The sequence below is a fragment of the Curtobacterium sp. VKM Ac-2865 genome (assembly GCF_015350905.1).
Classification (GTDB): domain Bacteria; phylum Actinomycetota; class Actinomycetes; order Actinomycetales; family Microbacteriaceae; genus Curtobacterium.
This window is the reverse complement of record NZ_JADKRZ010000007.1, coordinates 80724-104463: the sequence shown is the minus strand read 5'-3', so window position 1 is coordinate 104463 and position 23740 is coordinate 80724. Positions and strand designations below refer to the sequence as shown.

The 23740-nt window shown below is 70.9% G+C and carries 23 protein-coding genes; 8 read left to right on the top strand and 15 right to left on the bottom strand.

Annotation, left to right across the window (positions count from 1 at the left end; all coding sequences use genetic code 11):
• Window positions 1-2 precede the first annotated feature (2 nt).
• Complete coding sequence (locus tag ITJ54_RS16180; RefSeq protein WP_194630044.1) at window positions 3-782, top strand: Maf family protein; 780 nt, start codon at window positions 3-5, stop codon at window positions 780-782.
• A gap of 79 nt (window positions 783-861) precedes the next feature.
• Complete coding sequence (locus ITJ54_RS16175; protein WP_194630042.1) at window positions 862-2637, top strand: acetyl/propionyl/methylcrotonyl-CoA carboxylase subunit alpha; 1776 nt, start codon at window positions 862-864, stop codon at window positions 2635-2637.
• 101 nt (window positions 2638-2738) lie between these two features.
• Here the strand turns inward: ITJ54_RS16175 and ITJ54_RS16170 are convergent, their stop codons facing one another.
• The 13 genes from ITJ54_RS16170 to ITJ54_RS16110 all read right to left on the bottom strand — a co-directional run bounded on the left by ITJ54_RS16170 (window position 2739) and on the right by ITJ54_RS16110 (window position 16782).
• Window positions 2739-3698: a hypothetical protein gene (locus tag ITJ54_RS16170; RefSeq protein ID WP_194630040.1), complete on the bottom strand. Its 960-nt coding sequence runs from the start codon at window positions 3696-3698 to the stop codon at window positions 2739-2741.
• Between the two features lie 209 nt (window positions 3699-3907).
• On the bottom strand, window positions 3908-5590 hold the full coding sequence (locus ITJ54_RS16165; protein ID WP_323741761.1) for a phospho-sugar mutase: 1683 nt from the start codon (window positions 5588-5590) through the stop codon (window positions 3908-3910).
• Window positions 5587-6414, bottom strand: coding sequence for a purine-nucleoside phosphorylase (locus tag ITJ54_RS16160; RefSeq protein WP_194630037.1), 828 nt, complete (start codon window positions 6412-6414; stop codon window positions 5587-5589). The genes ITJ54_RS16165 and ITJ54_RS16160 overlap by 4 nt, the downstream gene beginning before the upstream one ends.
• A gap of 9 nt (window positions 6415-6423) precedes the next feature.
• Complete coding sequence (locus ITJ54_RS16155; RefSeq protein ID WP_194630035.1) at window positions 6424-6711, bottom strand: PTS sugar transporter subunit IIB; 288 nt, start codon at window positions 6709-6711, stop codon at window positions 6424-6426.
• The gene (locus tag ITJ54_RS16150) at window positions 6708-7154 is read right to left on the bottom strand and encodes a PTS sugar transporter subunit IIA (RefSeq protein WP_194630033.1); all 447 of its coding nucleotides are present in this window, start codon (window positions 7152-7154) and stop codon (window positions 6708-6710) included. The genes ITJ54_RS16155 and ITJ54_RS16150 overlap by 4 nt, the downstream gene beginning before the upstream one ends.
• A gap of 5 nt (window positions 7155-7159) precedes the next feature.
• Window positions 7160-8275, bottom strand: a complete 1116-nt coding sequence (locus ITJ54_RS16145) for an adenosine deaminase (protein WP_194630031.1) — start codon at window positions 8273-8275, stop codon at window positions 7160-7162.
• Window positions 8276-8284: 9 nt separating this feature from the next.
• Entirely contained in the window at window positions 8285-9574 is a 1290-nt protein-coding gene (locus tag ITJ54_RS16140; protein WP_194630029.1) for a thymidine phosphorylase, read from the bottom strand.
• Window positions 9575-9576: 2 nt separating this feature from the next.
• A complete protein-coding gene (locus tag ITJ54_RS16135) occupies window positions 9577-10104 on the bottom strand; it encodes a cytidine deaminase (protein ID WP_194630027.1) in 528 nt (175 codons plus the stop codon).
• Window positions 10105-10120: 16 nt separating this feature from the next.
• Entirely contained in the window at window positions 10121-11410 is a 1290-nt protein-coding gene (locus tag ITJ54_RS16130) for an ABC transporter permease (protein WP_194630024.1), read from the bottom strand.
• Entirely contained in the window at window positions 11407-12804 is a 1398-nt protein-coding gene (locus tag ITJ54_RS16125) for an ABC transporter permease (RefSeq protein WP_416354916.1), read from the bottom strand. Before ITJ54_RS16125 ends, ITJ54_RS16130 begins: the two co-directional genes overlap by 4 nt.
• On the bottom strand, window positions 12801-14321 hold the full coding sequence (locus ITJ54_RS16120; protein ID WP_194630022.1) for an ABC transporter ATP-binding protein: 1521 nt from the start codon (window positions 14319-14321) through the stop codon (window positions 12801-12803). The genes ITJ54_RS16125 and ITJ54_RS16120 overlap by 4 nt, the downstream gene beginning before the upstream one ends.
• Window positions 14322-14406: 85 nt before the next feature.
• Window positions 14407-15486: a BMP family lipoprotein gene (locus tag ITJ54_RS16115; protein ID WP_194630020.1), complete on the bottom strand. Its 1080-nt coding sequence runs from the start codon at window positions 15484-15486 to the stop codon at window positions 14407-14409.
• 183 nt (window positions 15487-15669) lie between these two features.
• Window positions 15670-16782, bottom strand: coding sequence for a mannose-1-phosphate guanylyltransferase (locus ITJ54_RS16110; RefSeq protein WP_194630018.1), 1113 nt, complete (start codon window positions 16780-16782; stop codon window positions 15670-15672).
• 139 nt (window positions 16783-16921) lie between these two features.
• Between ITJ54_RS16110 and ITJ54_RS16105 the strand changes: the two genes are divergently transcribed.
• The 6 genes from ITJ54_RS16105 (at window position 16922) to ITJ54_RS16080 (ending at window position 22451) form a co-directional block, all read left to right on the top strand.
• Window positions 16922-18160, top strand: coding sequence for a glycosyltransferase family 4 protein (locus tag ITJ54_RS16105; RefSeq protein WP_228509554.1), 1239 nt, complete (start codon window positions 16922-16924; stop codon window positions 18158-18160).
• Window positions 18161-18236: 76 nt separating this feature from the next.
• Complete coding sequence (sdhC, locus tag ITJ54_RS16100; protein ID WP_194630015.1) at window positions 18237-18683, top strand: succinate dehydrogenase, cytochrome b556 subunit; 447 nt, start codon at window positions 18237-18239, stop codon at window positions 18681-18683.
• A 13-nt stretch (window positions 18684-18696) separates the two neighbouring features.
• On the top strand, window positions 18697-19143 hold the full coding sequence (gene sdhD / locus ITJ54_RS16095; RefSeq protein ID WP_194630013.1) for a succinate dehydrogenase, hydrophobic membrane anchor protein: 447 nt from the start codon (window positions 18697-18699) through the stop codon (window positions 19141-19143).
• 50 nt (window positions 19144-19193) lie between these two features.
• Entirely contained in the window at window positions 19194-20987 is a 1794-nt protein-coding gene (gene sdhA, locus ITJ54_RS16090; protein ID WP_194630011.1) for a succinate dehydrogenase flavoprotein subunit, read from the top strand.
• The gene (locus tag ITJ54_RS16085; protein WP_194630009.1) at window positions 20987-21757 is read left to right on the top strand and encodes a succinate dehydrogenase iron-sulfur subunit; all 771 of its coding nucleotides are present in this window, start codon (window positions 20987-20989) and stop codon (window positions 21755-21757) included. The genes sdhA and ITJ54_RS16085 overlap by 1 nt, the downstream gene beginning before the upstream one ends.
• A gap of 49 nt (window positions 21758-21806) precedes the next feature.
• Window positions 21807-22451, top strand: coding sequence for a TNT domain-containing protein (locus tag ITJ54_RS16080; RefSeq protein WP_194630007.1), 645 nt, complete (start codon window positions 21807-21809; stop codon window positions 22449-22451).
• Window positions 22452-22548: 97 nt separating this feature from the next.
• Here ITJ54_RS16080 and ITJ54_RS16075 read toward each other — a convergent pair whose 3' ends face one another.
• A complete protein-coding gene (locus tag ITJ54_RS16075; protein WP_194630005.1) occupies window positions 22549-23199 on the bottom strand; it encodes a DUF805 domain-containing protein in 651 nt (216 codons plus the stop codon).
• Complete coding sequence (locus tag ITJ54_RS16070; protein WP_194630002.1) at window positions 23196-23738, bottom strand: DUF805 domain-containing protein; 543 nt, start codon at window positions 23736-23738, stop codon at window positions 23196-23198. Before ITJ54_RS16070 ends, ITJ54_RS16075 begins: the two co-directional genes overlap by 4 nt.
• Window positions 23739-23740: the final 2 nt, after the last annotated feature.

Sequence of the window (23740 nt, the reverse complement as noted above, 5' to 3'; positions counted from 1 at the left end):
CCATGCGTCTGTACCTCGCGAGTACCTCCCCCGCCCGCCGAGCACTCCTCGCCCAGTCCGGGATCGAGCCGGTGCTCGTCGCCCCCGGGGTCGACGAGGACGCCGCCGCCGCTGCCGCCCGCGACACGCTCGGCCGCGAGCTCACCGGTCCGGAGCTCGTCGCGCTCCTCGCCGTCGCCAAGGCCGACGCGGTCGCCGACGCGTCAGTCGCCGGCTCACCGGTGGACGGCTTCGTCTTCGGTGGGGACTCCGCCTTCGAGGTCGACGGGCGCCTGTACGGCAAGCCGCACGACCCGGAGGTCGCCCGGGAACGCTGGCGACAGATGCTCGCCGCCGGCGGCGGCACGCTCTGGAGCGGTCACTGCGTCGTGGACCGGCGTCGAGACGGGACCACGAGACGGCCGGGAGGATCGGGGCGGGCCCGCACCGAGCCTCCAGTCCGCGACGTGGCTGCGCTGGTGTCCCCTGGGACCGTCCCGTCCCTGGGACCCGTCGCCCCTGGCGGGTCGGCACTCGTCGTGGACGGCGACCACGTGGTCGCCGTCGACAGCGCGGTGCTGACCTTCGCCGACGACGTCTCGGCGGACGAGATCGACGCGTACGTGGCGACGGGCGAGCCGCTCGAGGTCGCCGGCGCGTTCACCATCGATGGCCGGGCTGCTGCGTACATCACGCGGATCGACGGAGCACCGTCAGCCGTGGTCGGACTGTCGCTCCCGGTGCTCCGGTCGATGCTGCTGCGGGGCTTCGGGGTGTCCTGGCACGACTTCTGGGCACTGTAGACATCCACCTGCTTTTCCGGCGCTTTGTTGTGGATGCCGCTCAATTCCGTGTGCGCCTCCGCGAATACGCTGATGTGTCATGCCCCGTATCAGCAAGGTCCTCATCGCGAACCGCGGCGAGATCGCCGTCCGCATCATCCGTGCGGCCCGCGATGCTGGCAAGGCCTCGGTCGCCGTCTACGCCGACCAGGACCGTGACGCCCTCCACGCCCGCCTCGCTGACGAGGCCTACGCACTGAACGGCACCACGAGCGCCGACACGTACCTGGTCATCGACAAGATCATGTCCGTCGCCCGACGGTCCGGCGCCGACGCCGTGCACCCGGGCTACGGCTTCCTCGCCGAGAACGCCGACTTCGCCCGCGCCGTGCTCGACGCCGGGCTGGTCTGGATCGGGCCGTCGCCCGAGTCCATCGAGCGCCTCGGCGACAAGGTCTCCGCGCGCCACGTGGCCGAGAAGGTCGGTGCGCCGCTCGCCCCGGGCACCATCGAGCCCGTGCAGGACGTCTCCGAGGTCGTCGCGTTCGCTGACGAGGTCGGGCTGCCCGTCGCGATCAAGGCCGCGTTCGGCGGTGGCGGTCGTGGCCTCAAGGTCGCGCGGGACCGTGCCTCGATCCCCGAGCTCTTCGAGTCGGCCACGCGCGAGGCGATCGCCGCCTTCGGGCGTGGCGAGTGCTTCGTCGAGAAGTACCTCGACAAGCCGCGGCACGTCGAGACCCAGTGCCTCGCCGACGCGCACGGCAACGTGGTGGTCGTGTCCACGCGTGACTGCTCGCTGCAGCGTCGGCACCAGAAGCTCGTCGAGGAAGCCCCTGCGCCGTACCTGACCGAGGCGCAGCAGACCCTGCTCTACGAGTCGTCCAAGGCGATCCTTCGCGAGGTCGGCTACGTCGGCGCCGGCACCTGCGAGTTCCTCATCGGGGCGGACGGCACGGTGTCGTTCCTCGAGGTCAACACCCGCCTGCAGGTCGAGCACTGCGTGTCCGAAGAGGTCACCGGCATCGACCTGGTGCGCGAGCAGTTCCGCATCGCCGAGGGCGGCGTGCTCGACTACGCCGACCCGACGCCGCGCGGGCACTCCTTCGAGTTCCGCATCAACGGCGAGGACCCCGGCCGCAACTTCTTCCCCGCGCCCGGTCCGGTGCACGTGTTCACCGCACCGTCTGGTCCCGGTGTCCGTGTCGACTCCGGCGTCGTGTCCGGCGACGTCGTGTCCGGCTCGTTCGACTCGATGCTCGCGAAGCTCATCGTCACCGGTGCCACCCGCGCCGAGGCGCTCGAGCGCGCACGTCGGGCCCTCGCCGAGTTCGAGGTCGCCGGGCTGCCGACCGTGCTGCCGTTCCACCGCGCGGTCGTGTCGGACCCCGCGTTCGCGACGCCCGACGACGAGCCGTTCAGCATCTACACGCAGTGGATCGAGACCGACTTCGTCAACGACATCCCGCCGTGGAGCGGCTCCCCCGAGGAACTGCCGACGCCCGGTGACCGCGACACCGTCGTGGTCGAGGTGCAGGGCAAGCGCATCGAGGTCACCATGCCCGCGATCGTCGGTGGCGCCGCCGCTGCTGGTCGTCGTCCGGCGGGTCCCTCCGCTCCCCCTCGTCGTCGCTCCTCGGGTGTGAAGGGCGGGCGCGTCGCGTCGGGGTCGTCCGTGACGTCGCCGATGCAGGCCACCGTGGTCAAGCTCGCGGTCGCCGAGGGTGACACCGTGGTGAAGGGCGACCTGCTCGTCGTGCTCGAGGCCATGAAGATGGAACAGCCCGTGCAGGCCCACAAGGACGGCGTCGTCACGGCGCTCGACGCCCCCGTCGGCCAGACGATCTCGTCCGGCCACGTCCTGCTCGAGCTCGCGTAGGGCTTCTCGCCCGGCGGCGACGTCGCCGAAACAGACGCTGCACCGCTCGATCGCGCCCCCTGACGAACATCGCGCCCCGACGCCTCGGGGCGCGATGTTCGTCAGAGGGCGCGAACTGCTGCGGCCCGCCACGCTGAGCCCCAGTTCCGGCTGAGTGGGACGCCGGCCTCGACGAGTCGGCGTGGCAGCTGCCCGCCGGGCATCGCGTCGGACCACCCCACACGGGCGAAGCCACGGACATCGGGCTGTGCGCGAAGGCGGTCCTCTCGGCGCTTCTCGGCCACGACGACGTCCTGCGACGAGCGCCCTCCGTTGTACCGCGGATCGGTGTACTTCGCGACACCGTCGAACTCGACGACGGTGCCCGATCCGGGGAAGAACAGGTCGACCCGCTCGGTGCCTCCCCAGTCGTTGGGGAACCCGTACTGCAACACCGGCACCGGAGCACCGAGCACGTGGGCACCCCACCGCGTGATGCTCTCACCCGGTGACTCCGCCGCAGCATCAGCGTGTTCGATGAGGTCGCGTGCACGGACCCTCGCTCGGGCGGCGCCCCGCTGCTCCAGCTCGGTCAGGAGCGCCTCGGTGCTGACTCCGCGACGGAGCACGGCATCGAGGACGACGATGGCGCGCCACGGGTGCTCGCGCAGTGCGACGTCGACGGCGGTCACCACCGGGGACGTCACCGCCATCCCCTCGATCCTGACCGTGTCCGGCACTCTGCTCGCCGTTCCCACGCGCTGCATCGTCGCCTTGACCTGCCCACGGTCCCGAGCGGGGTCGGACACCACCAGGCGCTTCCCGAACGACCCGATCCACGGCAGTCCGAGCAGTGCCACCGCGGATGCATGCGACACGATCAGGTCGTCCGGCTGCGACCGCATCAGCGCGTGGACAAGGGCCCGGTGACGGTCGTGATGGGACGCGCCGTTCCACGATGTCGTCTCGACGTAGTCACCGCGTCTGAGCCGGAGGAGTTCTCCGCGCGCGGCTGCCCGACGGGTGCTGGCCCCCGCCGCGGCGTCGACGCCCGCTCCGGTCGACAGGATCTCGATGCTCATGGGGCGAGCGTGGCATCGGCACCGATGGCCGCCCCGCTGCACGGCATCGTCGGTGGAAGGCCGGTCGGCGACCCGCGGTGTGGAGGAGTGGCTCCACGGTCTGGAGGACAGACTCGCGAGATCGCGCCCCGCCACGGACATCGCGCCCCGGGGTGACGGGGCGCGACGTTCGCACCAGGGCGCGACTCGGGGGCGGGGCGGGCGCTCCGCTAGGAGACGCGGGGGCGGATCGCGTCAGCGAGGGCTTCGACGAGGGACTGGGCCTCGGCCGAGGTCGCTGCGACGGTGTCGATGTAGACCTTCACCTTGGGCTCGGTCCCGCTCGGGCGGACGATGACCCGGGCGTCGCCGCTGAGGTCGTAGCGCAGGATGTCCGACGGCGGGAAGCCCTGCACGCCGGCCGCGTAGTCCGTCGTCGCGAGGACGTCGAGCGGTCCGAGGGTGGTGGGCGGCGAGGACCGCAGCGCCGCCATGACCTCCCCGATGCGCGACAGGTCGTCCACGCGGGTGGCGACCTGCCCGGACGCGAACGCCCCGAACTCGGCGGCGAAGGCGTCGAGCTGGTCGGCGATGGTCGACCCGGACGCCGCGAGCTCCGTTGCGAGGTCGAGCAGCGACAGCGCGGCCGAGATGCCGTCCTTGTCGCGCACGACCTGCGGGTCGACGAGGTAACCGAGCGCCTCTTCGTACCCGAAGAGCAGGTCGGGCACGCGGGAGACCCACTTGAAGCCGGTCAGGGTGTCGCGGTGCTGCAGGCCGTAGCGGGCGGCGACCCGGGCCAGGGCCGGCGACGACACGATCGAAGCCGACAGGGTGCCGGTCTGGCCGGCTTCGGCCGCCCGTGCGGCAGCCCGCCAGCCGAGGAGCCACCCGACCTCGTTGCCGGAGAGCCGGCGGTACGAGTCACCGGACGGGATCGCCAGCGCCAGGCGGTCGGCGTCGGGGTCGTTCGCGATGACGAGGTCCGCGCCGACGGCGACACCGCGGGCGATCGCCAGGTCCATGGCGCCCGGCTCTTCCGGGTTCGGGAACGCCACCGTGGGGAAGGCGCCGTCCGGTTCGATCTGCTCGGGGACGACGGCGGCCTCGGCGAACCCGGCAGCGGCGAACACGGCCTTCGCGGTCTGCCACCCGACGCCGTGCATGGCCGTGTAGACGACGGAGGGCTGCTCGGCCGCCGGGAGTGCCGGTGCGCCGACGGTCGCGGCCGTGGCGGCCACGTAGGCGTCGACCAGGGTGCTGTCGGCGACGGTGTGGTCGGTCGCGCGGGGCAGGTCGGTGATCGAGCCCGCTGCGACGGCGTCGATCGCGCTCGCGATCTCGGCGTCCACCGGCGGGACGATCTGGGACCCGTCGTCGTCCCCGCCCAGGTAGACCTTGTAGCCGTTGTCCCGCGGCGGGTTGTGGCTCGCGGTGACCATGACGCCGGCGCCGACGTCGAGGTGCCGGACGGCGAAGGCCAGCACGGGGGTCGGCAGCGCGGTGGGCAGCAGGGTGACGTCGAGCCCGAGGCCGCGCATGACCTCGGCCGAGTCACGGGCGAAGACGTCCGAGTTGACCCGGCCGTCGTAGCCGATCACGACGCTGCGCTGGCGTCCGGTGTCGATGAGGAACCGCGCGAGCCCCGCTGCCGCCTGCGTGACGACCACGCGGTTCATCCGCAGCGGCCCCCACCCGAGCTCGGCGCGCAGCCCGGCGGTGCCGAACTGCAGCCGTCCGTCGAAGCGTTCGTCGAGCTGCGCGAGCGCCGCGGCGTCCCCGTCCGCGGCGGCCGTGACGACGGCGTCGAGCTCGTCGTGGGTCTCCGGGTCAGGGTCCTGCGCCAGCCAGCTCCGCGCGACGTCGAGCGTGTCGGCGCTGCGCGAGGGGCCCACTCCCGTGGAAGAGTTCACAGCGCTGCCACCACGCGGGCGAGCAGGTCGGCGATCACCGGCTCGGCGACGCGGCCGGCCTCGAGCACCTCGGCGTGGGACAGCGGCGTCGTCTGGATGCCGGCGGCCAGGTTCGTGATGAGGGAGAACCCGAGGATCTCCATGCCGGCCTGTCGAGCCGCGATGGCCTCGAGCGCGGTGGACATGCCGACGATGTGGCCGCCGATCGCCTTGGCCATCTGGACCTCGGCCGGGGTCTCGTAGTGCGGCCCGCGGAACTGCGTGTAGACGCCCTCGTCGAGGGACGGGTCGATCTGCTTGGCGACCGCCCGGAGCCGCGCGGAGTACAGGTCGGTCAGGTCGATGAACGTGGCGCCCTCGAGCGGGCTGTCCGCCGTCAGGTTGATGTGGTCGCTGATGAGCACCGGCGTGCCGGGGGTCCAAGACTCCTTGATGCCGCCGGCGCCGTTCGTGAGCACCATCGTCGTGGCACCGGTCGCAGCGGCGGTGCGGACGCTGTGCACGACCCGGCGGACGCCGTGGCCTTCGTAGTAGTGGGTCCGCGCGCCGATCACCAAGGCGTGCCGACCGTCGGCGAGCCGGATCGACCGCACGGTGCCGGAGTGCCCGGGGACCGCGGACGCGCTGAAGCCGGGGACGTCGGCGGCGTCGATCGACGACACGGTCTCGCCGATGAGGTCGGCGGCCTTCCCCCACCCGGACCCGAGCGTCAGGGCGATGTCGTGACGGTCGATGCCGGACTGCTCGGCGATCACCGCCGCGGCGTCACGGGCGACGTCGAACGGGTCGACGGAGGGGTCGTTGAGCGGGTTCGTGCTGGCCATGGAGCAATGCTACGGGGCCGGTGCCTCGCCCAGGGACTTCTCCACAGCCGCCGTGATCTCGCTCTGGTCGAAGTGGTTCCGGATGACGATGACCTCGGCGTAGGTCGTCCCGATGGCCTCGACGAACTCCTGGGACGTGAGGATGACGTTGGCGTCGTCGGAGACCTGGCGGACGGACGCCACGTCGGCGGCGACCACCTCGGCGGACAGCCCGAGGGTGGCCAGCGCCTTCTCGGCGTTCACCTTGAGGATGGCGCTCGAGCCGATCCCCGCGCCGCAGATGGTCACGATCTTCACGCTGGGACCCCCATGATGCCCCGGACCTCGTCCGGCGTGGTCGCCGCGGCCAACCGAGCGGTCACCGTGGCGTCGTTGAACAGGTTCGCGATCGCGCCGATCGACTCGAGGTGCGTCCCCACGCCCGCGACGGCGAGCCCGAGGACGACGACGACGGGGTCGTTGTGCGGGTGTCCGAACGCCACGGGCTGCGCGAGCGTCACCACGGACAGACCGTCGCGGAGGACCGAGTCCCCCGGCCGGGCGTGGGCGAAGGCCAGGCCCGGGGAGATCACGATGTACGGGCCGTGCTCCTCGACCATGGCGACCATGGCCTCGGTGTAGGCGTCCGTCGTGGCACCGGACCGCACGAGGGCGCCGCCGGCCAGCCGGAGCGCGTCACGCCACGAGGGCGCGGACGCCCCGAGCACGACGGCGTCGTCGGACAGCGGCGGCAGGCCCATCGCGATCAGGCCTCCGCGTACCCGGCGGTGATGAGGGCGATGATCTCCTCGCGGTCCTCGAGCGGCAGGAACGAGCCGAGTGCCGCGTTGATCTGGAACGCGGCGAGGTCCTCGAGGTCGTACCCGAAGGTGCCGGCCAGGAGCGCGAGCTCCTTGGTCAGCGTCGTGTTGCTCATCAGGCGGTTGTCGGTGTTCACCGTGACGCGGAACCCGAGCTGGTACAGCACGTCGAACGGGTGGTCGGCGAGGTCGTCGCCCCACGCCGCGATGGCCCCGGTCTGCAGGTTCGAGGACGGCGAGAGCTCGAGCGGGATCTCGCGGTCGCGCACCCACGACGCGATCTCGCCGAGGCTGGCGAGCGTGGAGCCGTCGCCGCCGTCGGACAGCTGGACGTCCTCGAACACCCGGACGCCGTGGCCGAGGCGGAGTGCTCGACCGTCGACGAGCGCCGAGCGGATCGACGCGAGCCCGTCGGCCTCCCCCGCGTGCACGGTGACGGGGAACAGCTCGGAGGCCAGGAAGTCGAAGGCCGCGCGGTGCTTCGACGCGGGGAAGCCCGCCTCGGCGCCGGCGATGTCGAAGCCGACGACACCGTGGTCGCGGTGCCGGACGGCCAGCTCCGCGATCTCGAGGGACCGGTCCGCGTGGCGCATCGCGGTGACGAGCTGCCCGACGCGGATCGCTCCGCCGGCGGCGTCGACCGCTTCCTCGATGCCGGCCTGCACGGCTTCGACCGTCTCGTCGAGGCTCAGCCCGCCCTGCAGGTGCTGCTCGGGCGCCCAGCGGACCTCGCCGTAGACGACCCCGTCGGCGATGAGGTCCTCGACGAACTCCGCCGCCACGCGACGCAGCTGCTCGGCCGTCTGCATCACCGAGACGGTGACGTCGAAGGTCTTCAGGTACTCGACGAGCGAGCCGGAGTCCGACTGGTCGGCGAACCACTGGCGCAGCTCATCGGCGTCGGTCGTCGGCAACGTGACACCGGCGGCCGCAGCGAGCTCGATGATCGTCGCGGGGCGGAGACCGCCGTCGAGGTGGTCGTGCAACGAGACCTTCGGCAGGTCGTTGATCACGGCACCCGCGTCGGGCAGTCGGTACGTGGGGGCGTCGTCGGCGCTCATGCGTCCAGGCTAGCCCTGGATGCGCTCCCGCACGATCGGCCCACGCGGCTCGGCTGCCGACCCGATCGACCACGCGCCCTCGAGCGACTCCAGCGCCCGCTCGAACCGGGACGGCTCGTCGGTGTGCAGCGTCCAGAGCGGTTGCCCCTCGGTCACGGTGTCGCCCGGCTTCGCGTGCAGCTGGATGCCGGCCCCGGCCTGCACCGGGTCCTGCGCGCGCGCACGACCCGCACCGAGCCTCCAGGCCGCGATGCCGAACGGCAGCGCGTCCTGGGTGGCGAGCACCCCGGATGCCGGCGCCGTGACGACGTGCTGTTCACGCGCGACCGGCAGCGCCGCGTCCGGGTCGCCGCCCTGCGCGGCGATCATCCGGCGCCAGGTGTCCATCGCGCGGCCGTCGGCCAGGGCCGCGGCCGGGTCGGCGTCCGGCAGCCCGGCGAGCCGGAGCATCTCCGAGGCCAGTTCGATCGTCAGCGACACCACGTCGGCAGGTCCTCCCCCGGAGAGGACCTCGATCGATTCACGGACCTCGAGCGCGTTGCCGATGGTCAGCCCGAGCGGGACCTCCATGTCGGTCAGGAGCGCCGAGGTCGCCACACCGGCGTCGGTGCCGAGGTCGACCATCGTCTGCGCGAGTTCCCGCGAGGCCTCGTACGACGGCATGAACGCCCCCGACCCGAACTTCACGTCGAGGACGAGCGCACCCGTCCCCTCGGCGATCTTCTTCGACATGATGCTCGACGCGATGAGCGGGATGCACTCGACGGTGCCCGTGATGTCACGGAGTGCGTAGAGCTTCTTGTCGGCCGGGGCCAGGCCGGACCCCGCGGCGCAGATGACCGCACCGACGTCGGACAGCACCGACATCATGCGGTCGTTCGAGATCGAGGCCTGCCACCCCGGGATCGACTCGAGCTTGTCGAGCGTGCCGCCGGTGTGACCGAGCCCACGCCCGGACAGCTGCGGCACGGCGACGCCGAACGACGCGACGAGGGGTGCGAGCGGCAGCGTGATCTTGTCACCGACCCCGCCGGTGGAGTGCTTGTCCACGGTGGTCTTGCCGAGCGAGCCGAACGACATCCGCTCCCCCGACGCGATCATCGCCAGCGTCAGGTCCTTGACCTCGCGCCGGTCCATCCCGTTCAGGAAGACCGCCATCGCGAAGGCCGCCATCTGCGGGTCCTCGACGTAGCCGCGGGTGTACGCGTCGACCAGCCAGTCGATCTCGGCCGTGCTCAGCGTGTCGCCGGAGCGCTTCGTGCGGATGAGGTCGACGGTGTCGAACGGCTCGACGGCCATGCTCAGTGCTCCTGCTGGTAGGTGACGAGGGTGCGCGGCCCGAACGCGTCGGGCAGCACCTCGTCGATGGTGCGGATGCCGGAGACCGTCTCGAGCAGCATGCCCTCGGCCGAGTGCTCGAACAGCAGCTGGCGGCAGCGCCCGCACGGCATCAGCGTCGCCCCGTCGCCGTCCACGCAGGTGAACGCGACGAGCTTGCCGCCGCCGGTCATGTGCAGCTGCGACACGAGTGAGCACTCAGCGCACAGCGTCACCCCGTACGAGGCGTTCTCGACGTTGCAGCCGGAGACGATCCGGCCGTCGTCGGTCAACGCCGCAGCGCCGACCGGGAACGACGAGTACGGCGCGTACGCCCGCCCCATGGCGGTCGTCGCGGCCTCCCGCAGGGCGGTCCAGTCCACGTCGACGCTCGCGTCGATCGCGGCGTCCGGATCGGACGGGAGGCTCGTGGCCGGGTCGGTCCAGGAGGGCTCGCCGGTCGTCGGGTCGGTGGTGACCCCCTGGTCACCCGCAGCGTTCGTGTCGGACATGTGCCGGGCCTCCTGGCTAGCTCTTGAAGTAGGGCTTGCCGGCGGCGGCCGGTCCCCGCGACTGGCCCACCAGGCCGGCCACCGCGAAGATCGTGACGACGTACGGCAGCATCAGCAGGAACTCGCTCGGCACCGGCGAGTTGATCGCCCCGAGCGTGTTCTGCAGGTTGGACGCGAAGCCGAAGAGCAGCGCCGCGAGCGTGGCCCGCACCGGGTCCCAGCGACCGAAGATGACCGCCGCCAGCGCGATGTAGCCGGCGCCGTCGGTCATGTCCTTCGTGAACGGCCCGACGGCGTCGAGCGTGAAGTACGCGCCGCCGAGTCCCGCGATCGCACCGGCGAGCGAGACGTTCCAGAACCGCGTGCCGGTGACGTTGATGCCGACGGTGTCCGCCGCCTCCGGGTGCTCGCCGACCGCGCGGAGGCGCAGGCCCCAGCGGGTCTTGAACAGCGCGAAGGTGACGACCGCGACGGCCACGTACGCCAGGTAGACGATCACGGTCTGCTCGAAGAAGACCGGACCGATCACCGGGATCTGGTGGAGCACCGGGATCTCGAAGCGCGGGAAGGTCACGCCGACGTTGAGCCGCTCCTCGTCCGGGGAGAGCACCTGCGAGTACAGGAAGCCGGTCAAGCCGGAGATGAACGCGTTGATGACGACACCCACGATGACCTGGTCGACGAGGTACTTGATGCTGAACGCCGCGAGGACGAACGACACGAGCACACCGGCGACGAGGGCACCGACCAGGCCGACCCACGCCGAGCCCGTCAGCGAGGCGATGAGCGCGGAGGTGAACGCGCCGGCGAGGAACTGGCCCTCGATCGCGATGTTCACGACGCCGACGCGCTCGGAGATGACGCCGCCGAGGGCACCGAACACCAGCGGGACGCTGAGGCCGATCGCGCCGACGAGCAGGCCGGGCAGCGGGATGGTCTTGCCCGCGGCGGCCCAGGTCAGGAAGCCGATCACGAACAGGACCGCGAACACGCTCGTCAGCCAGAGCGGCACCGGGCGGGACCGCGAGACCAGCAGGAACGACGCGGCCGTCGCGAGGGCCAGCAGCACGACGACGACGAAACCGGTGCCGACGGAGGGCAGGCCGACGTCGGGCAGCTGGACGAAGTCGCCGGGGTTGGCGAGCCGGAACGTCGTCGTGCCGCTCCGGCTGACCACGAGGAACAGGACCACGGCGAGCACGGTGAACACCGCGAACGCGATCGGGGCCTTCCAGCTCCTGGTGGTCTCGACGGCACGGTCGGCGACGGGGGCCGACGGGACCGCGGTGGGGCTGAGGGTGCTCACGCGGCGACCGCCTTCCGCTTGCTGGGCTGCTTGGTGCGTCGACGGGCGCCCGGCTGCGGGATCCGGAAGATCGCGCGGACGAGCGGCGGGGCCGCGATGAAGAGGACGATGAGGGCCTGGATGACGTCGACGATGTCGATCGGGATGCCGTTGGCGGCCTGCATGGCGTAGCCGCCGTTCTTCAGCACGCCGAACAGGATCGCGGCCCAGAAGGTGCCCCACGGCTTGGACCGGCCGAGCAGCGCGACGGTGATCGCGTCGAAGCCGATGCCGGCGTCGATGCCCGACGTGAAGCCGGTCGTGACCGCGCCCTCGACCTGGTAGGCACCGGCGATGCCGATGAGACCACCGGAGATCACCAGCACCCAGATCGTCAGACGGGGCACGCTCATGCCGGCCACGCGAGCCGCACGCGGGTTCTCGCCGATCGTCCGGAAGCGGAAGCCGAGCGAGGACTTGTTGAGCAGCCACCACACGACGACCACCGCGGCGATCGCGACGAGGAACCCGACGTTGATGCCGTACTGCGGGCCGAAGAGCCCGGGCAGCAGCGCGCTGTCCTTCGTCGCCGGGGAGATCGGGTTGGGGCTGCCGCCGGCCTGCAGCAGCCCGGGGGTCCGCAGGGCGAAGGCGAGCAGGTACAGCGCGACGTAGTTCAGCATGATCGTCAGGACGACCTCGTTGGCACCGGTGCGCGCCTTGATGAGCCCGACCAGACCGGCCCAGACCGCACCGCCGACGATGCCGGCGAGGATCGTGAGCGGGATGTGCACCGCGGCCGGCAGGTCGAACGAGAACCCGACCCACCCGGCGGCACCGGCGGCGATGAGGACCTGCCCCTGGCCGCCGATGTTGAACAGGCCGGCGCGGAACGCCACGGCGACGCCGAGACCGGCGACGACGAGCGGCACGGCGTAGTCCACCGAGCGGGTGATCGGCGCGATCGCGGCAGCGGCCGTCGGGGCACCGAAGTTGATGACCGAGCCCTGGAACAGCGACGCGTACGACCCGCCGACGGCCGTCCCGACCGCGCGCAGGGTGTCCATCGGGCGGGCGAAGAAGTACCCGGCCGCGGTCTGCACGTCCTTGTCGGTCAGGGCGATGAGGACGCCGCTGGCGATGAGGGCGAGGACCACGGCGAGCACGGTCGTCAGGACCGAGCCGTTGACGATGCTCTGGAGCGCGTCGCTCCAGCGGCCCTCGCGGCGCTCGCTGTCGGTGGCCGAGTCCGTCATCAGGTGCGGGGCGCCCGCACCGACGTCCTGCAGGCGGTCGTCGGACGCGGGAGCGCCGGCGACGGTCTGGTCGACGGTGCTGGGTGCGGCGGTGTCGTTCGGGGTGCTGCCGTCGGACGGTGGCGTGGTGCCCCCGTGCTGCGGCGTGGTGTCGCTCACGCGGCGAGCTCCGTTCCCGCGGGCAGTTCGCCCGCCATCATGAGTCCGAGGACGTCGCGCGGCGTGGTCGCCGGGACGATGCCGACGATCGCGCCGCGGTACATCACGGCGATCCGGTCGGCGAGCGCGACGACCTCGTCGAGCTCGGTGGAGACGACGATCACCGGGACGCCGGTGTCGCGCGTCGCGACGATGCGCTTGTGCACGAACTCGATCGAGCCGACGTCGATGCCTCGGGTGGGCTGCGCGGCGACGAACAGGCGCAGGTCGCGGCTGAGCTCGCGGGCCAGGACGATCTTCTGCTGGTTGCCGCCGGACAGTCGACCGGCCGCGGTGGTGCGACCGGGGGTGCGGATGTCGAACTCGGCGATCTTCTCGTCCGCGAAGGCGTCGCGCTCCGCGGCCCGGATCGTGCCGGCGCGGACGAACTCGGCGGCGTCGGCGCGGTCGAGCATCAGGTTCTCCGCGATGGTGAACTCGCCGACCAGGCCGTCCTCCTTCCGGTCCTCGGGGACGAACCCGACACCGGCGTCGAGGATCTGCTTGACGCTGCGCCCGGTGACCTCGCGCCCGTCGAGCACGATGTGGCCGGAGCGGACGGGCTCGAGGCCCATGATCGCCTCGGTGAGCTCGGTCTGGCCGTTGCCCTGCACACCCGCGATCGCCAGGACCTCGCCACGGCGGACGGTGAACGACACGTCGTCGACGAGCACGATGCCGGACGGGTCGGTCACGGTGACGTGCTCGACGACGAGGGCGTCCTCGCCCGCGGTGGCCGGGGCCTTGTCGACGACGAGCGAGACGCTGCGCCCGACCATGAGCGCGGCGAGTTCGCCGTTGGACGCGGTGGGCGAGGCCTCGCCGACGACCTTGCCGAGCCGGATCACGGTGATGCGGTCGGCGACCTCGCGGACCTCGCGGAGCTTGTGGGTGATGAAGACGATGGCGGTGCCGGCCTCGCGGAGCTGGCGCATGATGCCCATCAGCTCGTCGGTCTCCTGTGGGGTGAGGACGGCCGTCGGCTCGTCGAACACCAGCACGGAGGCGTCGCGGGACAGCGCCTTGATGATCTCCACGCGCTGCTGGACACCGACGGGCAGGTCCTCGACACGGGCGTCGGGGTCGACGTCGAACCCGAAGCGGTCCGAGATCTCGCGGACGCGCTTCCGCGCGCCGGCCAGGTCGAGGCGGCCGCCGAAGGCCGTCTCCTCTTGCCCGAGCATCACGTTCTCGGCGACCGTGAACACCGGGACGAGCATGAAGTGCTGGTGCACCATGCCGATGCCCGCGCGCATCGCGTCGCCGGGTCCGTCGAACGCCTGGACGACGTCGTCGAGCAGGATCTCACCCTCGTCCGCCTGGTACATGCCGTAGAGGACGTTCATCAACGTCGACTTGCCGGCGCCGTTCTCACCGAGCAGGCAGTGGACCTCGCCGGGTTCCACGGTGATGGAGATGTGGTCGTTCGCCACCAGGGGGCCGAACCGCTTCGTGATGTCGCGGAGTTCGAGCTTCATGTCGGGTCTTCACAGTTCCTGTCGCGGGTGGTGCGGAGCGCACGAATGCGGGCGGAGGAGTGATCCCCCGCCCGCACCGGTCGTGCTACTTGACGGTCGCCTTCGTGGCGACCTTGATCGAGCCGTCGATGATCCCGGCCTTGATCGTGTCGAGCTCGCCCTGCAGGCCCTTGTCGACCTTCGACTCGTAGTCGTGGAAGGGGGCGATGCCGACGCCGTCGTTCTTCAGCGTGCCGACGTAGGGGGTCTTCGAGAAGTCGCCCTTGGCGGCCTGCTCGACGACGTCCTTCGTCGCGGGCTTCATGCCCTTCTCCACCGAGGTGAAGGCGATGTCCTTGTAGCGGGGGTCGGCCTCGTAGAGGTCGCTGTCCGCGCCGACCAGCACGGAGCCGTTGTCGGCGTCCTTGATGGCCTCTGCCGCGCTCTGGTAGATCGGGCCACCGACGGGCAGGATCACGTCGGCGTCCTGGTCGAGGAGCGACTGCGCGACCGACTTGGCCTGCGTGCCGGCCTCGAAGCCGCCGGTGAAGGAGCCCTTCTGGCTGTCCTCGTCCCAGCCGACGACCTTGACGTCCTTCTTCTTCTGCTCGTTGAAGTACTTCACGCCGTCCGCGAAGCCGTCCATGAAGATGGTGACGGTCGGGATCTGCATGCCACCGAAGGTGCCGACGGTGCCGGTCTTCGAGTAGGACGCAGCCGCGTAGCCGGCGAGGAACGCGGCCTGCGAGGTGTCGAACGTGATCGGCTTGACGTTCTTCGCGTCGATCGAGTTGTCGTCGATGATCGCGAAGTTCGTGTCGGGGTTGGCAGCTGCCTGCTTCTTCGTGGCCGCGGCGAGGTTGAAGCCGACGGTGACGACGAGGTTGCAGTTCTGGGTGACGAGCTGCTGGATGTTCGAGTCGTAGACGGTGGCGTCCTTCGACTCGGCCTTCTTGTACTTCGAGCCGAGGTCGTCGGCGGCCGAGACCATGCCCTCGAAGCCGAGCTGGTTGAACGACTTGTCGTCGAAGCCACCGGCGTCCGAGACCATGCACGGCAGGAAGCTGGACTTCCCCGACGCCGAGGTGGAGGAGCTGGACGGGGCAGCCGAGCAACCGGCGAGCACGGCGACGGTGCCGACGAGCGCGAGACCGCTCATGGCGATCTGACGGGTACGAGATGACACGGGTGGGTTCCTCCGGGGAGCTTGGCCCGGTCACTGCACCGGGCGATCGTGGCGACAGTACACGACCGCCTGGCCGGTACAGGACCCCCCGGGACCGCCCTGTGGATCGGTTACGGGATCGCGACCGGGCCGTAACGCGCCCGTAACGCAGGGGCCGTTCCGCAGCCCCGGAACGGTGGAGCGCTACAGGACGTCGTCCCGGCCGCTGATCTTCAGCGCGTCCACCACGCCCTTGACGCGCTGGGCGTTCGCACTCGTCGTGACGAGGAGCGCGTCGGGGGTGTCCACGACGACGATGTCCTCCACCCCGATGAGCGAGATGAGCCGCTGGCTGTGCGAGACGACGATGCCGCTGGAGGAGTCCGCGAGGATCCTCGCGCCGTCGCCGAGGACGGCCAGGTGGTTCGCGAGGCCGCCGGACTGCAGCTTGGCGAGCGAGGCGAAGTCGCCGACGTCGTCCCAGTCGAAGTCCCCGGGGACCACGGCGAGACGGCCTGCTGCTGCCGCGGGCTCGGCGACCGAGTAGTCGATCGCGATCTTCTTCAGCTCCGGCCACACGGCGTCGACGACCGCGCCGCGTGACGAGGTGTCCCACGCGGCGGCGAGCTCCTCGATGCCGGCGAGCAGCTTCGGCTCGTTGCGGCCGATCTCCTCGAGCAGCACGTCGGCGCGGGAGATGAACATCCCGGCGTTCCAGAGGTAGTTGCCGTCCTCCAGGTACGCCGAGGCGGTGTCCAGGTCGGGCTTCTCGACGAACGCGGTCACCGCGTGCGCCTGCGGGGCGGACTCGATGCCGAGCGAGGCGCCGACGTGGATGTAGCCGAAGCCGATCGCGGGCTCCGACGGGGTGATGCCGATCGTGGTGACGTACCCGGCGCGGGCGGCGGCCACGGCCTCGGCGACGGACCGGCGGAAGCCACGGGCGTCCCCGATCACGTGGTCGGCGGCGAAGGACCCGATGACGACGTCGGGCTCGCGGCGGTGCAGGATCGCCGCGGCGAGGCCGATGGCCGCGGTGGAGTCCTTCGGCTCGCTCTCGAGCACGACGTTGTGGTCCTGCACGCCGGGCAGCTGCGACTCGACGGCGACGCGGTGGGCACGACCGGTGACGACCATGATGCGGGACTCGCCGGCCAGCGGTGCGAGGCGGTCCCACGTCTGGCGGAGGAGCGAGGTCCCCGACCCGGTCAGGTCGTGCAGGAACTTGGGGGCGTCGGCACGCGAGAGCGGCCAGAGCCGGGATCCGATGCCGCCGGCCGGGATGATCGCGTAGAAGTCGTCGAGGGGGTCTGCCACAGCCACAACCTATCGGTGATCCCGGGAGGACCCTGGGGGCTTCCCGCACCGATCCCGCATCCGTTCACCGGCGCAGTGCTCGCCGTTCACGTGCCCACCCCCCGCCAGGACACGTCGCCCGCGGAGCATCGGAGGCGCCATGAACGCACGCAGCGTGGAGCGCGGCACGTCCCAACGGACCGTCGCCGTCGTGACCGAGAGCTTCCTGCCCACCCTCAACGGTGTGACCACCAGCGTCCTGGCGGTCCTCGACCACCTGGAACGCCGTGGCCACCGCGCGGTCGTGATCGCGCCGGACACCCCGGGACTCGCGCAGTTCCGGTCGCGGACGCAGATCGAGCGCCACCGGTCCTTCGACGTCCACCGGATCCCGGCCGTCGCCTACCGCCAGTTCCCGGTCGCCCTCCCCCACCCCGTCCTCGACACGATCCTCGCCGCCTCCGGCGCCGACGTCCTGCACGCCGCCAGTCCGTTCCTGCTCGGCGGGCGCGCGATCACGGCGGCCGGGAGGCTCGGCATCCCCTCCGTCGCCGTCTTCCAGACCGACGTGGCCGGGTTCGCCCGCCGCAACGGCCTGACCGCGACCGTCCCGTTGGTGCGGAAGATCCTCGGGCGCATCCACGCGGGGGCGTCGCTGACGCTCGCCCCGTCGAGCGCCACCGCGGCGATGCTCGAGGCCGAGGGGGTGCCGCGCGTCGCACGGTGGGGGCGCGGCGTCGACACCGCCCTGTTCCACCCGGCACGCCGCCGGAGCGCGCACGTGCGCGCGATGCGGCGGCGGATCGCCCCGCACGGCGAGACCATCGTCGGGTACGTGGGCCGGCTGGCACCGGAGAAGGAGGTCGAGCGGCTCGCGGACCTCGGCGGCGTCCCGGGCATCCGGATCGTGGTCGCAGGAGGCGGACCCTCCCGGCAGTTCCTGGAGCGACGGCTCCGCCACCTGGACGTGACGTTCACCGGCCCACTGCGCGGCGACGCCCTCGCCGACACGTACGCGGCGCTCGACGTGTTCGTGCACACCGGTCCCGCCGAGACCTTCGGCCAGACCCTGCAGGAGGCCCACGCGGCCGGGCTCCCCGTCGTGGCACCGGCCTCTGGCGGCCCGCTCGACCTCGTCGCCCCGGGGCTCGACGGCGAGCTCTACGACCCGGACGACGCGGACGGGCTCCGGGACGCGGTCCTCGGCCTGCACCTCGACCGGTCCCGTGCCGAGCGGATGGGGTCTGCCGGTCGGCTCCGGGTCGAGGGCACGACGTGGGAGGCGGTCGGCGACGAGCTGCTCGCACACCACCAGACGGCACGGCACATCGGTGTCCCGCCGACCGCGACCCGGGGTGTCCGGGCCGGGTGGAACGAGAAGGTCAGCGGTCGGTCGTAGGATGGGACGTGTTCCACACGAACACGACGGCAACGGCGCGCCGATCGGTGCGCCTGTCCCAACGGAAGGCGAGCTCATGGCCGAGCAGACCACAGGTACAGCGACAGCTGAACCCCAGGTGACCATCGATGCGCCGCGCGCGCCGCGGAACTTCCAGGGGACGCTCTACCGCGGCAGCACCGGCATGTGGTCGTGGGTCCTGCACCGGATCACCGGTGTCGCGATCTACTTCTTCCTGCTGGTGCACATCCTCGACACCGCGCTCGTGCGGTTGTCTCCAGAGGCCTACAACGCGGTCATCGGGACGTACAAGACCCCGATCATGAACCTGGGCGAGATCGGCCTCGTGATGGCCATCGTCTTCCACGCATTCAACGGGCTGCGGATCATCCTGGTCGACTTCTGGTCCAAGGGGCCGAAGTACCAGCGCGCGATGTTCTGGATCGTCCTCGTCCTCTGGGCCGTGGCGATCGCGGGCTTCCTGCCGCGCCAGCTCATGAACCTCGTCGCCGACTTCAACTGACCGGGAGCCACCGATGACCACCGAGACCGTCGCTCCTCCTCGCAGTCCCGAGGCCGCCCGCCGCACCACCAACTGGGAGAAGTGGGGCTGGATCTACATGCGCGCCTCCGGCGTGCTCCTGGTCGTGCTGATCTTCGGCCACCTGTTCGTGAACATGGTGGCGGGCGAAGGCGTCAAGCAGATCGACTTCGCGTTCGTCGCCGGCAAGTGGGCCAACCCGTTCTGGCAGGTGTGGGACACCCTCATGCTGTGGCTCGCGCTGATCCACGGCTCGAACGGCATGCGCACCATCGTCAACGACTACGTGGCGAAGCCCACCGTCCGCAAGACGCTGCTCGGCGCGATCCTGGTGGCGTGCGTCCTGCTCATCGTCCTCGGCACGCTCGTCTGCTGGACCTTCGACCCGTGCCCCGCCGGCGCCGCCGCTGCTGACCTGCCGTCGTTCTGCCCGGCTCGGTAGCCGCACGCACGACCGCCCGTTCCAGCTCCGCTCTCGATCGAAAGACCCCTGTGCCCGACATCACCGTCCACCACCACCAGTTCGACATCGTCATCATCGGCGCAGGAGGCGCTGGCATGCGCGCCGCGATCGAGGCCGGCCCGAAGGCCAACACCGCCGTGATCTCGAAGCTCTACCCGACCCGCTCGCACACTGGTGCGGCGCAGGGCGGCATGGCGGCGGCGCTCGCCAACGTCGAGGAGGACTCCTGGGAGTGGCACACCTTCGACACGATCAAGGGCGGTGACTACCTGGTCGACCAGGACGCCGCCGAGATCCTGGCGAAAGAGGCCATCGACGCGGTCATCGACCTCGAGAACATGGGCCTGCCGTTCAACCGCACGCCAGAGGGCAAGATCGACCAGCGCCGCTTCGGTGGCCACACCCGCGACCACGGCAAGGCCCCGGTCCGCCGTGCGTGCTACGCTGCCGACCGCACCGGCCACATGATCCTGCAGACGCTGTTCCAGAACTGCGTCAAGCTCGGCGTGAACTTCTTCAACGAGTACTACGCACTCGACCTCATCATGGTCGACGTCGTCGGCGAGGACGGCGTCACCCGCAAGCAGCCGGCCGGCGTCGTCGCGTTCGAGCTCTCGACCGGTGAGCTGCACGTCTTCCACGCGAAGGCGATGATCTTCGCCACCGGTGGCTTCGGCAAGATGTACAAGACCACCTCGAACGCCCACACCCTGACCGGTGACGGCGTCGGCATCGTGTGGCGCACCGGCCTGCCGCTCGAGGACATGGAGTTCTTCCAGTTCCACCCGACCGGGCTCGCCGGCCTCGGCATCCTGCTGACCGAGGGCGCCCGCGGCGAGGGCGCGATCCTCCGCAACGCATCGGGCGAACGCTTCATGGAGCGCTACGCCCCCACGATCAAGGACCTCGCACCCCGCGACATCGTCGCCAGGTGCATGGTGCAGGAGGTCGCCGAGGGGCGCGGCGCCGGCCCGAACAAGGACTACGTGCTGCTCGACTGCACGCACCTCGGCGCCGAGGTGCTCGAGACCAAGCTCCCGGACATCACCGAGTTCGCCCGCACCTACCTCGGCGTCGACCCGGTCGTCGAGCCGGTGCCCGTGATGCCGACCGCGCACTACGCCATGGGCGGCATCCCGACGAACACGAACGCCGAGGTCCTCAGCGACAACGACACCGTCGTGCCCGGCATGTACGCCGCCGGCGAGTGCGCCTGCGTCTCCGTCCACGGGTCGAACCGCCTCGGCACGAACTCGCTGCTCGACATCAACGTCTTCGGCAAGCGCTCGGGCAACAACGCCGCCGAGTGGGTCCAGACGGCCGAGTTCCTCCCGCTGCCCGAGGACCCCGCGGCGAACGTCCGCGGCATGCTCGAGCAGCTCCGCGCCTCCACCGGCACCGAGCGCGTCGCGGCGCTCCGCAAGGAGCTGCAGGAGGAGATGGACAAGAACGCGCAGGTGTTCCGCACCGACGACTCCCTGGCCCGGGTGACCGAGACCATCCACACGCTCCGCAACCGGTTCATGCACGTTTCCGTGCAGGACAAGGGCAAGCGGTTCAACACCGAGCTGCTCGAAGCCGTCGAGCTCGGGTTCCTGCTCGACCTCGCCGAGGTCGTCGTGTACTCCGCCCGGAACCGCAAGGAGTCCCGCGGCGGCCACATGCGCGACGACTTCCCCAAGCGCGACGACGAGAACTACATGAAGCACACCATGGCCTACCTGACGGGCGACCCGCACTCGTCACTCGCCGACGACCACATCACGCTCGACTGGAAGCCCGTCGTCATGACGCGCTACGAGCCGATGGAGAGGAAGTACTGATGACCGACACCCTGGTCTCCGACGCACCCCGCACCGACGCGGCCACCGCGCCTCCCGGCTCCTTCCCGGTCACCGTGATCGTCCGGCGGTTCGACCCGGACGTCGACGACGAGCCGCGCTGGCAGGACTTCGACGTCATGATGCTGCCGACCGACCGCATCCTCGACGCTCTGCACCAGATCAAGTGGGAGCAGGACGGCTCGCTGACCTTCCGGCGCTCCTGCGCGCACGGTGTGTGCGGGTCCGACGCGATGCGCATCAACGGCCGCAACCGTCTGGCGTGCAAGACCCTGATCAAGGACCTCGACGTCTCGAAGCCGATCTACGTCGAGGCCATCAAGGGCCTGCCGCTGGAGAAGGACCTCGTCGTCGACATGGAGCCCTTCTTCAAGTCCTTCCGCGACGTCCAGCCGTTCCTGCAGGCCTCGAAGGCCCCGGAGCCCGGCAAGGAGCGCGTGCAGTCCGTGGCCGAGCGTGCCCGCTTCGACGACACCACCAAGTGCATCCTCTGCGCCGCGTGCACGTCGTCCTGCCCGGTGTTCTGGACCGACGGTCAGTACTTCGGCCCGGCCGCGATCGTGAACGCCCACCGGTTCATCTTCGACTCCCGCGACGACGCCGCCGACGTGCGCCTCGACATCCTCAACGACAAGGAGGGCGTCTGGCGCTGCCGGACGACCTTCAACTGCACCGACGCCTGCCCCCGTGGCATCCAGGTGACGAAGGCCATCTCGGAGGTCAAGCAGGCGGTCATGCGGGGTCGGGCGTAGGCCCCGTGGGACCAGCACCGGCAGAGGTCGGCCCACTAGGCTCCCGCTCATGACGTTCGCGGACACCCGCCCCATCCTCGACCAGCTCGGCTACACGATCCGGTACGTGCAGCTCCCCGGCGAGACCCTGCACGAGCCTCCCGTCGAGGGTGCCCTGCGCCTGGTCCCGGCCGACGGAGCGGACACCTTCGCGCTCGAGGTCGTCGACTACGGCACCGCACGTCGTCTGGCGACGGTCCGTGGCGAGGACGACGCCGTCGAGATGCTCCGACGGTTCCTGAACCGCCCGTTCCCGGCGCCGCGCGACCTGCCCCGGCACGAGCTCGATGGACTCCGCGACCGGGCCGCGTCGACGTACCCGCAGCTCGCGCAGCAGGTGGGCCAGGCCGGCGAGCAGGGTCTGACGATCCAGATCCCGGCCGGCGTCCCCGTCGACCGCATCGGCGGCCCGGACGGCTACCTGCTCCACCCGCTCGACACCCCACTGCCGGCGCGGTCGCTCCCGCCCCACGTCGTCCAGGCACCGGAGGTCCACCGCTACGTCGTCGACCGCCCGTTCCTGGTCACGGTCCGCTTCGTGCAGCCGTGGTTCGACCAGCCCGGCGGCGCGCTGCGCTTCCAGGTCGCGGACCCATCGCTCACGGTGCGTGACCTGGTCGTCGACGGTTCCCTGGTCCGCGTCCGCGCGGTCTGACCGCCTAGCGGGCGCAAGATCCGCACGACGACGAAGCCGCCGCTCCCCCGAGGGGGAACGGCGGCTTCGTCGTGTGGGTGACGGCGTCGGAATCGACTCAGCCGCGCTCGGGCTGGTCGAACCGCTGGCCCTCGGGCTTCGACTCGAGCAGCGTCAGGACGAGGACCACGATCCAGCCCACGCCCGGGATGAAGCTGAGGAACCAGAACGGGCCCGCCAGGTTGGCGTCGTGCAGACGGCGCCAGGAGAGCGCCAGGTTGGGGACGAGCGTGGCGAGCCCCCAGAGCAGGAACAGGATGCCGGGGATCGCCACGAGCGGGGAGCTCGAGTTCGCGGACGCCTGCACACCGGTCGCCGAGCTCGACGAGGTCGTGTCCCCGGTGGCGAAGATGAACGCGAAGAGCACGGCGTAGAGGACCACGAAGACGATTCCGTTCGCGAGCACCCACCACCAGTACTCGCTCCGGCTGGCGCGGCCGTCGAACCGGGCGTACTTCGCGAAGAACCGGCGGATCGCCTTCGGGAACGAGATGCCGTACCACGGTGCCCACAGCGGTGGCTCGCCCCCGGGACCGGTCGGGGCGGGCGCACCGTACTGCGGCGCCCCGCTCGGCTGCTGCGCGTACTGACCGGGCTGCTGCGCGTCCTGGCCGGGCTGCGCGTACTGCCCAGGCTGCTGCCATGCCTGGCCCTGGCCCTGGCCCTGACCCTGCGGCTGGTTCCACTGCGGCGTGCCGTCGTTGCTCATCGGGTGGCCTCCGGCCGGTCGAAACGCTGCCCGGCCGGGTTCGACTGCATCGTGCTGAGCACGATGAGGGCGATCCAGCCGAGCACGGGGATGAAGACGAGCAGCCAGAGCCACCCGCTGAAGTTCGCGTCGTGCAGGCGGCGCATCTGGATCGCGACGCTCGGCAGCAGCGTCGCCAGGCCCCAGAGGCCCGACAGGGTGTTCTCGATCGTGCCGGTGCCGAACTGGTCCTGCGGGGTGTCGGCAGCGCCGTCGATCGCCCCGCCGACCAGGCTGATGACGATCGAGATGATCACGCTCCACAGGACGACCCACCAGAACTCACTCCGGCTGGCACGACCGCTGAAGGCGACGTACTTCTTGAAGAAGCGCGCGAGGGCCTTGGGGAACGAGATGCCGTACCACGGCGCCCACAGCGGCGGCTCACCACCGGAGGACGGCTGGCCGTACGGCTGCTGCCCGCCCTGCGGCGGACCGCCGTACTGCGGCCCTCCTGGCTGCTGCCCGTACGGGTTCTGCGGTGGGTACTGGTCGCTCACGG

What these genes read in the sequence shown, in the direction of transcription:
- sdhC (WP_194630015.1), top strand. Translation starts at nt 18,237, where the DNA reads ATGGCCGAGCAGACCACAGGTACAGCGACAGCTGAACCCCAGGTGACC.
- sdhD (WP_194630013.1), top strand. Translation starts at nt 18,697, where the DNA reads ATGACCACCGAGACCGTCGCTCCTCCTCGCAGTCCCGAGGCCGCCCGC.
- ITJ54_RS16080 (WP_194630007.1), top strand. Translation starts at nt 21,807, where the DNA reads ATGACGTTCGCGGACACCCGCCCCATCCTCGACCAGCTCGGCTACACG.
- ITJ54_RS16180 (WP_194630044.1), top strand. Translation starts at nt 3, where the DNA reads ATGCGTCTGTACCTCGCGAGTACCTCCCCCGCCCGCCGAGCACTCCTC.
- ITJ54_RS16160 (WP_194630037.1), bottom strand. Translation starts at nt 6,414, where the DNA reads ATGGCCAGCACGAACCCGCTCAACGACCCCTCCGTCGACCCGTTCGAC.
- ITJ54_RS16120 (WP_194630022.1), bottom strand. Translation starts at nt 14,321, where the DNA reads ATGAAGCTCGAACTCCGCGACATCACGAAGCGGTTCGGCCCCCTGGTG.
- ITJ54_RS16075 (WP_194630005.1), bottom strand. Translation starts at nt 23,199, where the DNA reads ATGAGCAACGACGGCACGCCGCAGTGGAACCAGCCGCAGGGTCAGGGC.
- ITJ54_RS16135 (WP_194630027.1), bottom strand. Translation starts at nt 10,104, where the DNA reads ATGTCCGACACGAACGCTGCGGGTGACCAGGGGGTCACCACCGACCCG.
- ITJ54_RS16140 (WP_194630029.1), bottom strand. Translation starts at nt 9,574, where the DNA reads ATGGCCGTCGAGCCGTTCGACACCGTCGACCTCATCCGCACGAAGCGC.
- ITJ54_RS16170 (WP_194630040.1), bottom strand. Translation starts at nt 3,698, where the DNA reads ATGAGCATCGAGATCCTGTCGACCGGAGCGGGCGTCGACGCCGCGGCG.
- ITJ54_RS16085 (WP_194630009.1), top strand. Translation starts at nt 20,987, where the DNA reads ATGACCGACACCCTGGTCTCCGACGCACCCCGCACCGACGCGGCCACC.
- ITJ54_RS16105 (WP_228509554.1), top strand. Translation starts at nt 16,922, where the DNA reads ATGAACGCACGCAGCGTGGAGCGCGGCACGTCCCAACGGACCGTCGCC.
- ITJ54_RS16150 (WP_194630033.1), bottom strand. Translation starts at nt 7,154, where the DNA reads ATGGGCCTGCCGCCGCTGTCCGACGACGCCGTCGTGCTCGGGGCGTCC.
- ITJ54_RS16145 (WP_194630031.1), bottom strand. Translation starts at nt 8,275, where the DNA reads ATGAGCGCCGACGACGCCCCCACGTACCGACTGCCCGACGCGGGTGCC.
- ITJ54_RS16175 (WP_194630042.1), top strand. Translation starts at nt 862, where the DNA reads ATGCCCCGTATCAGCAAGGTCCTCATCGCGAACCGCGGCGAGATCGCC.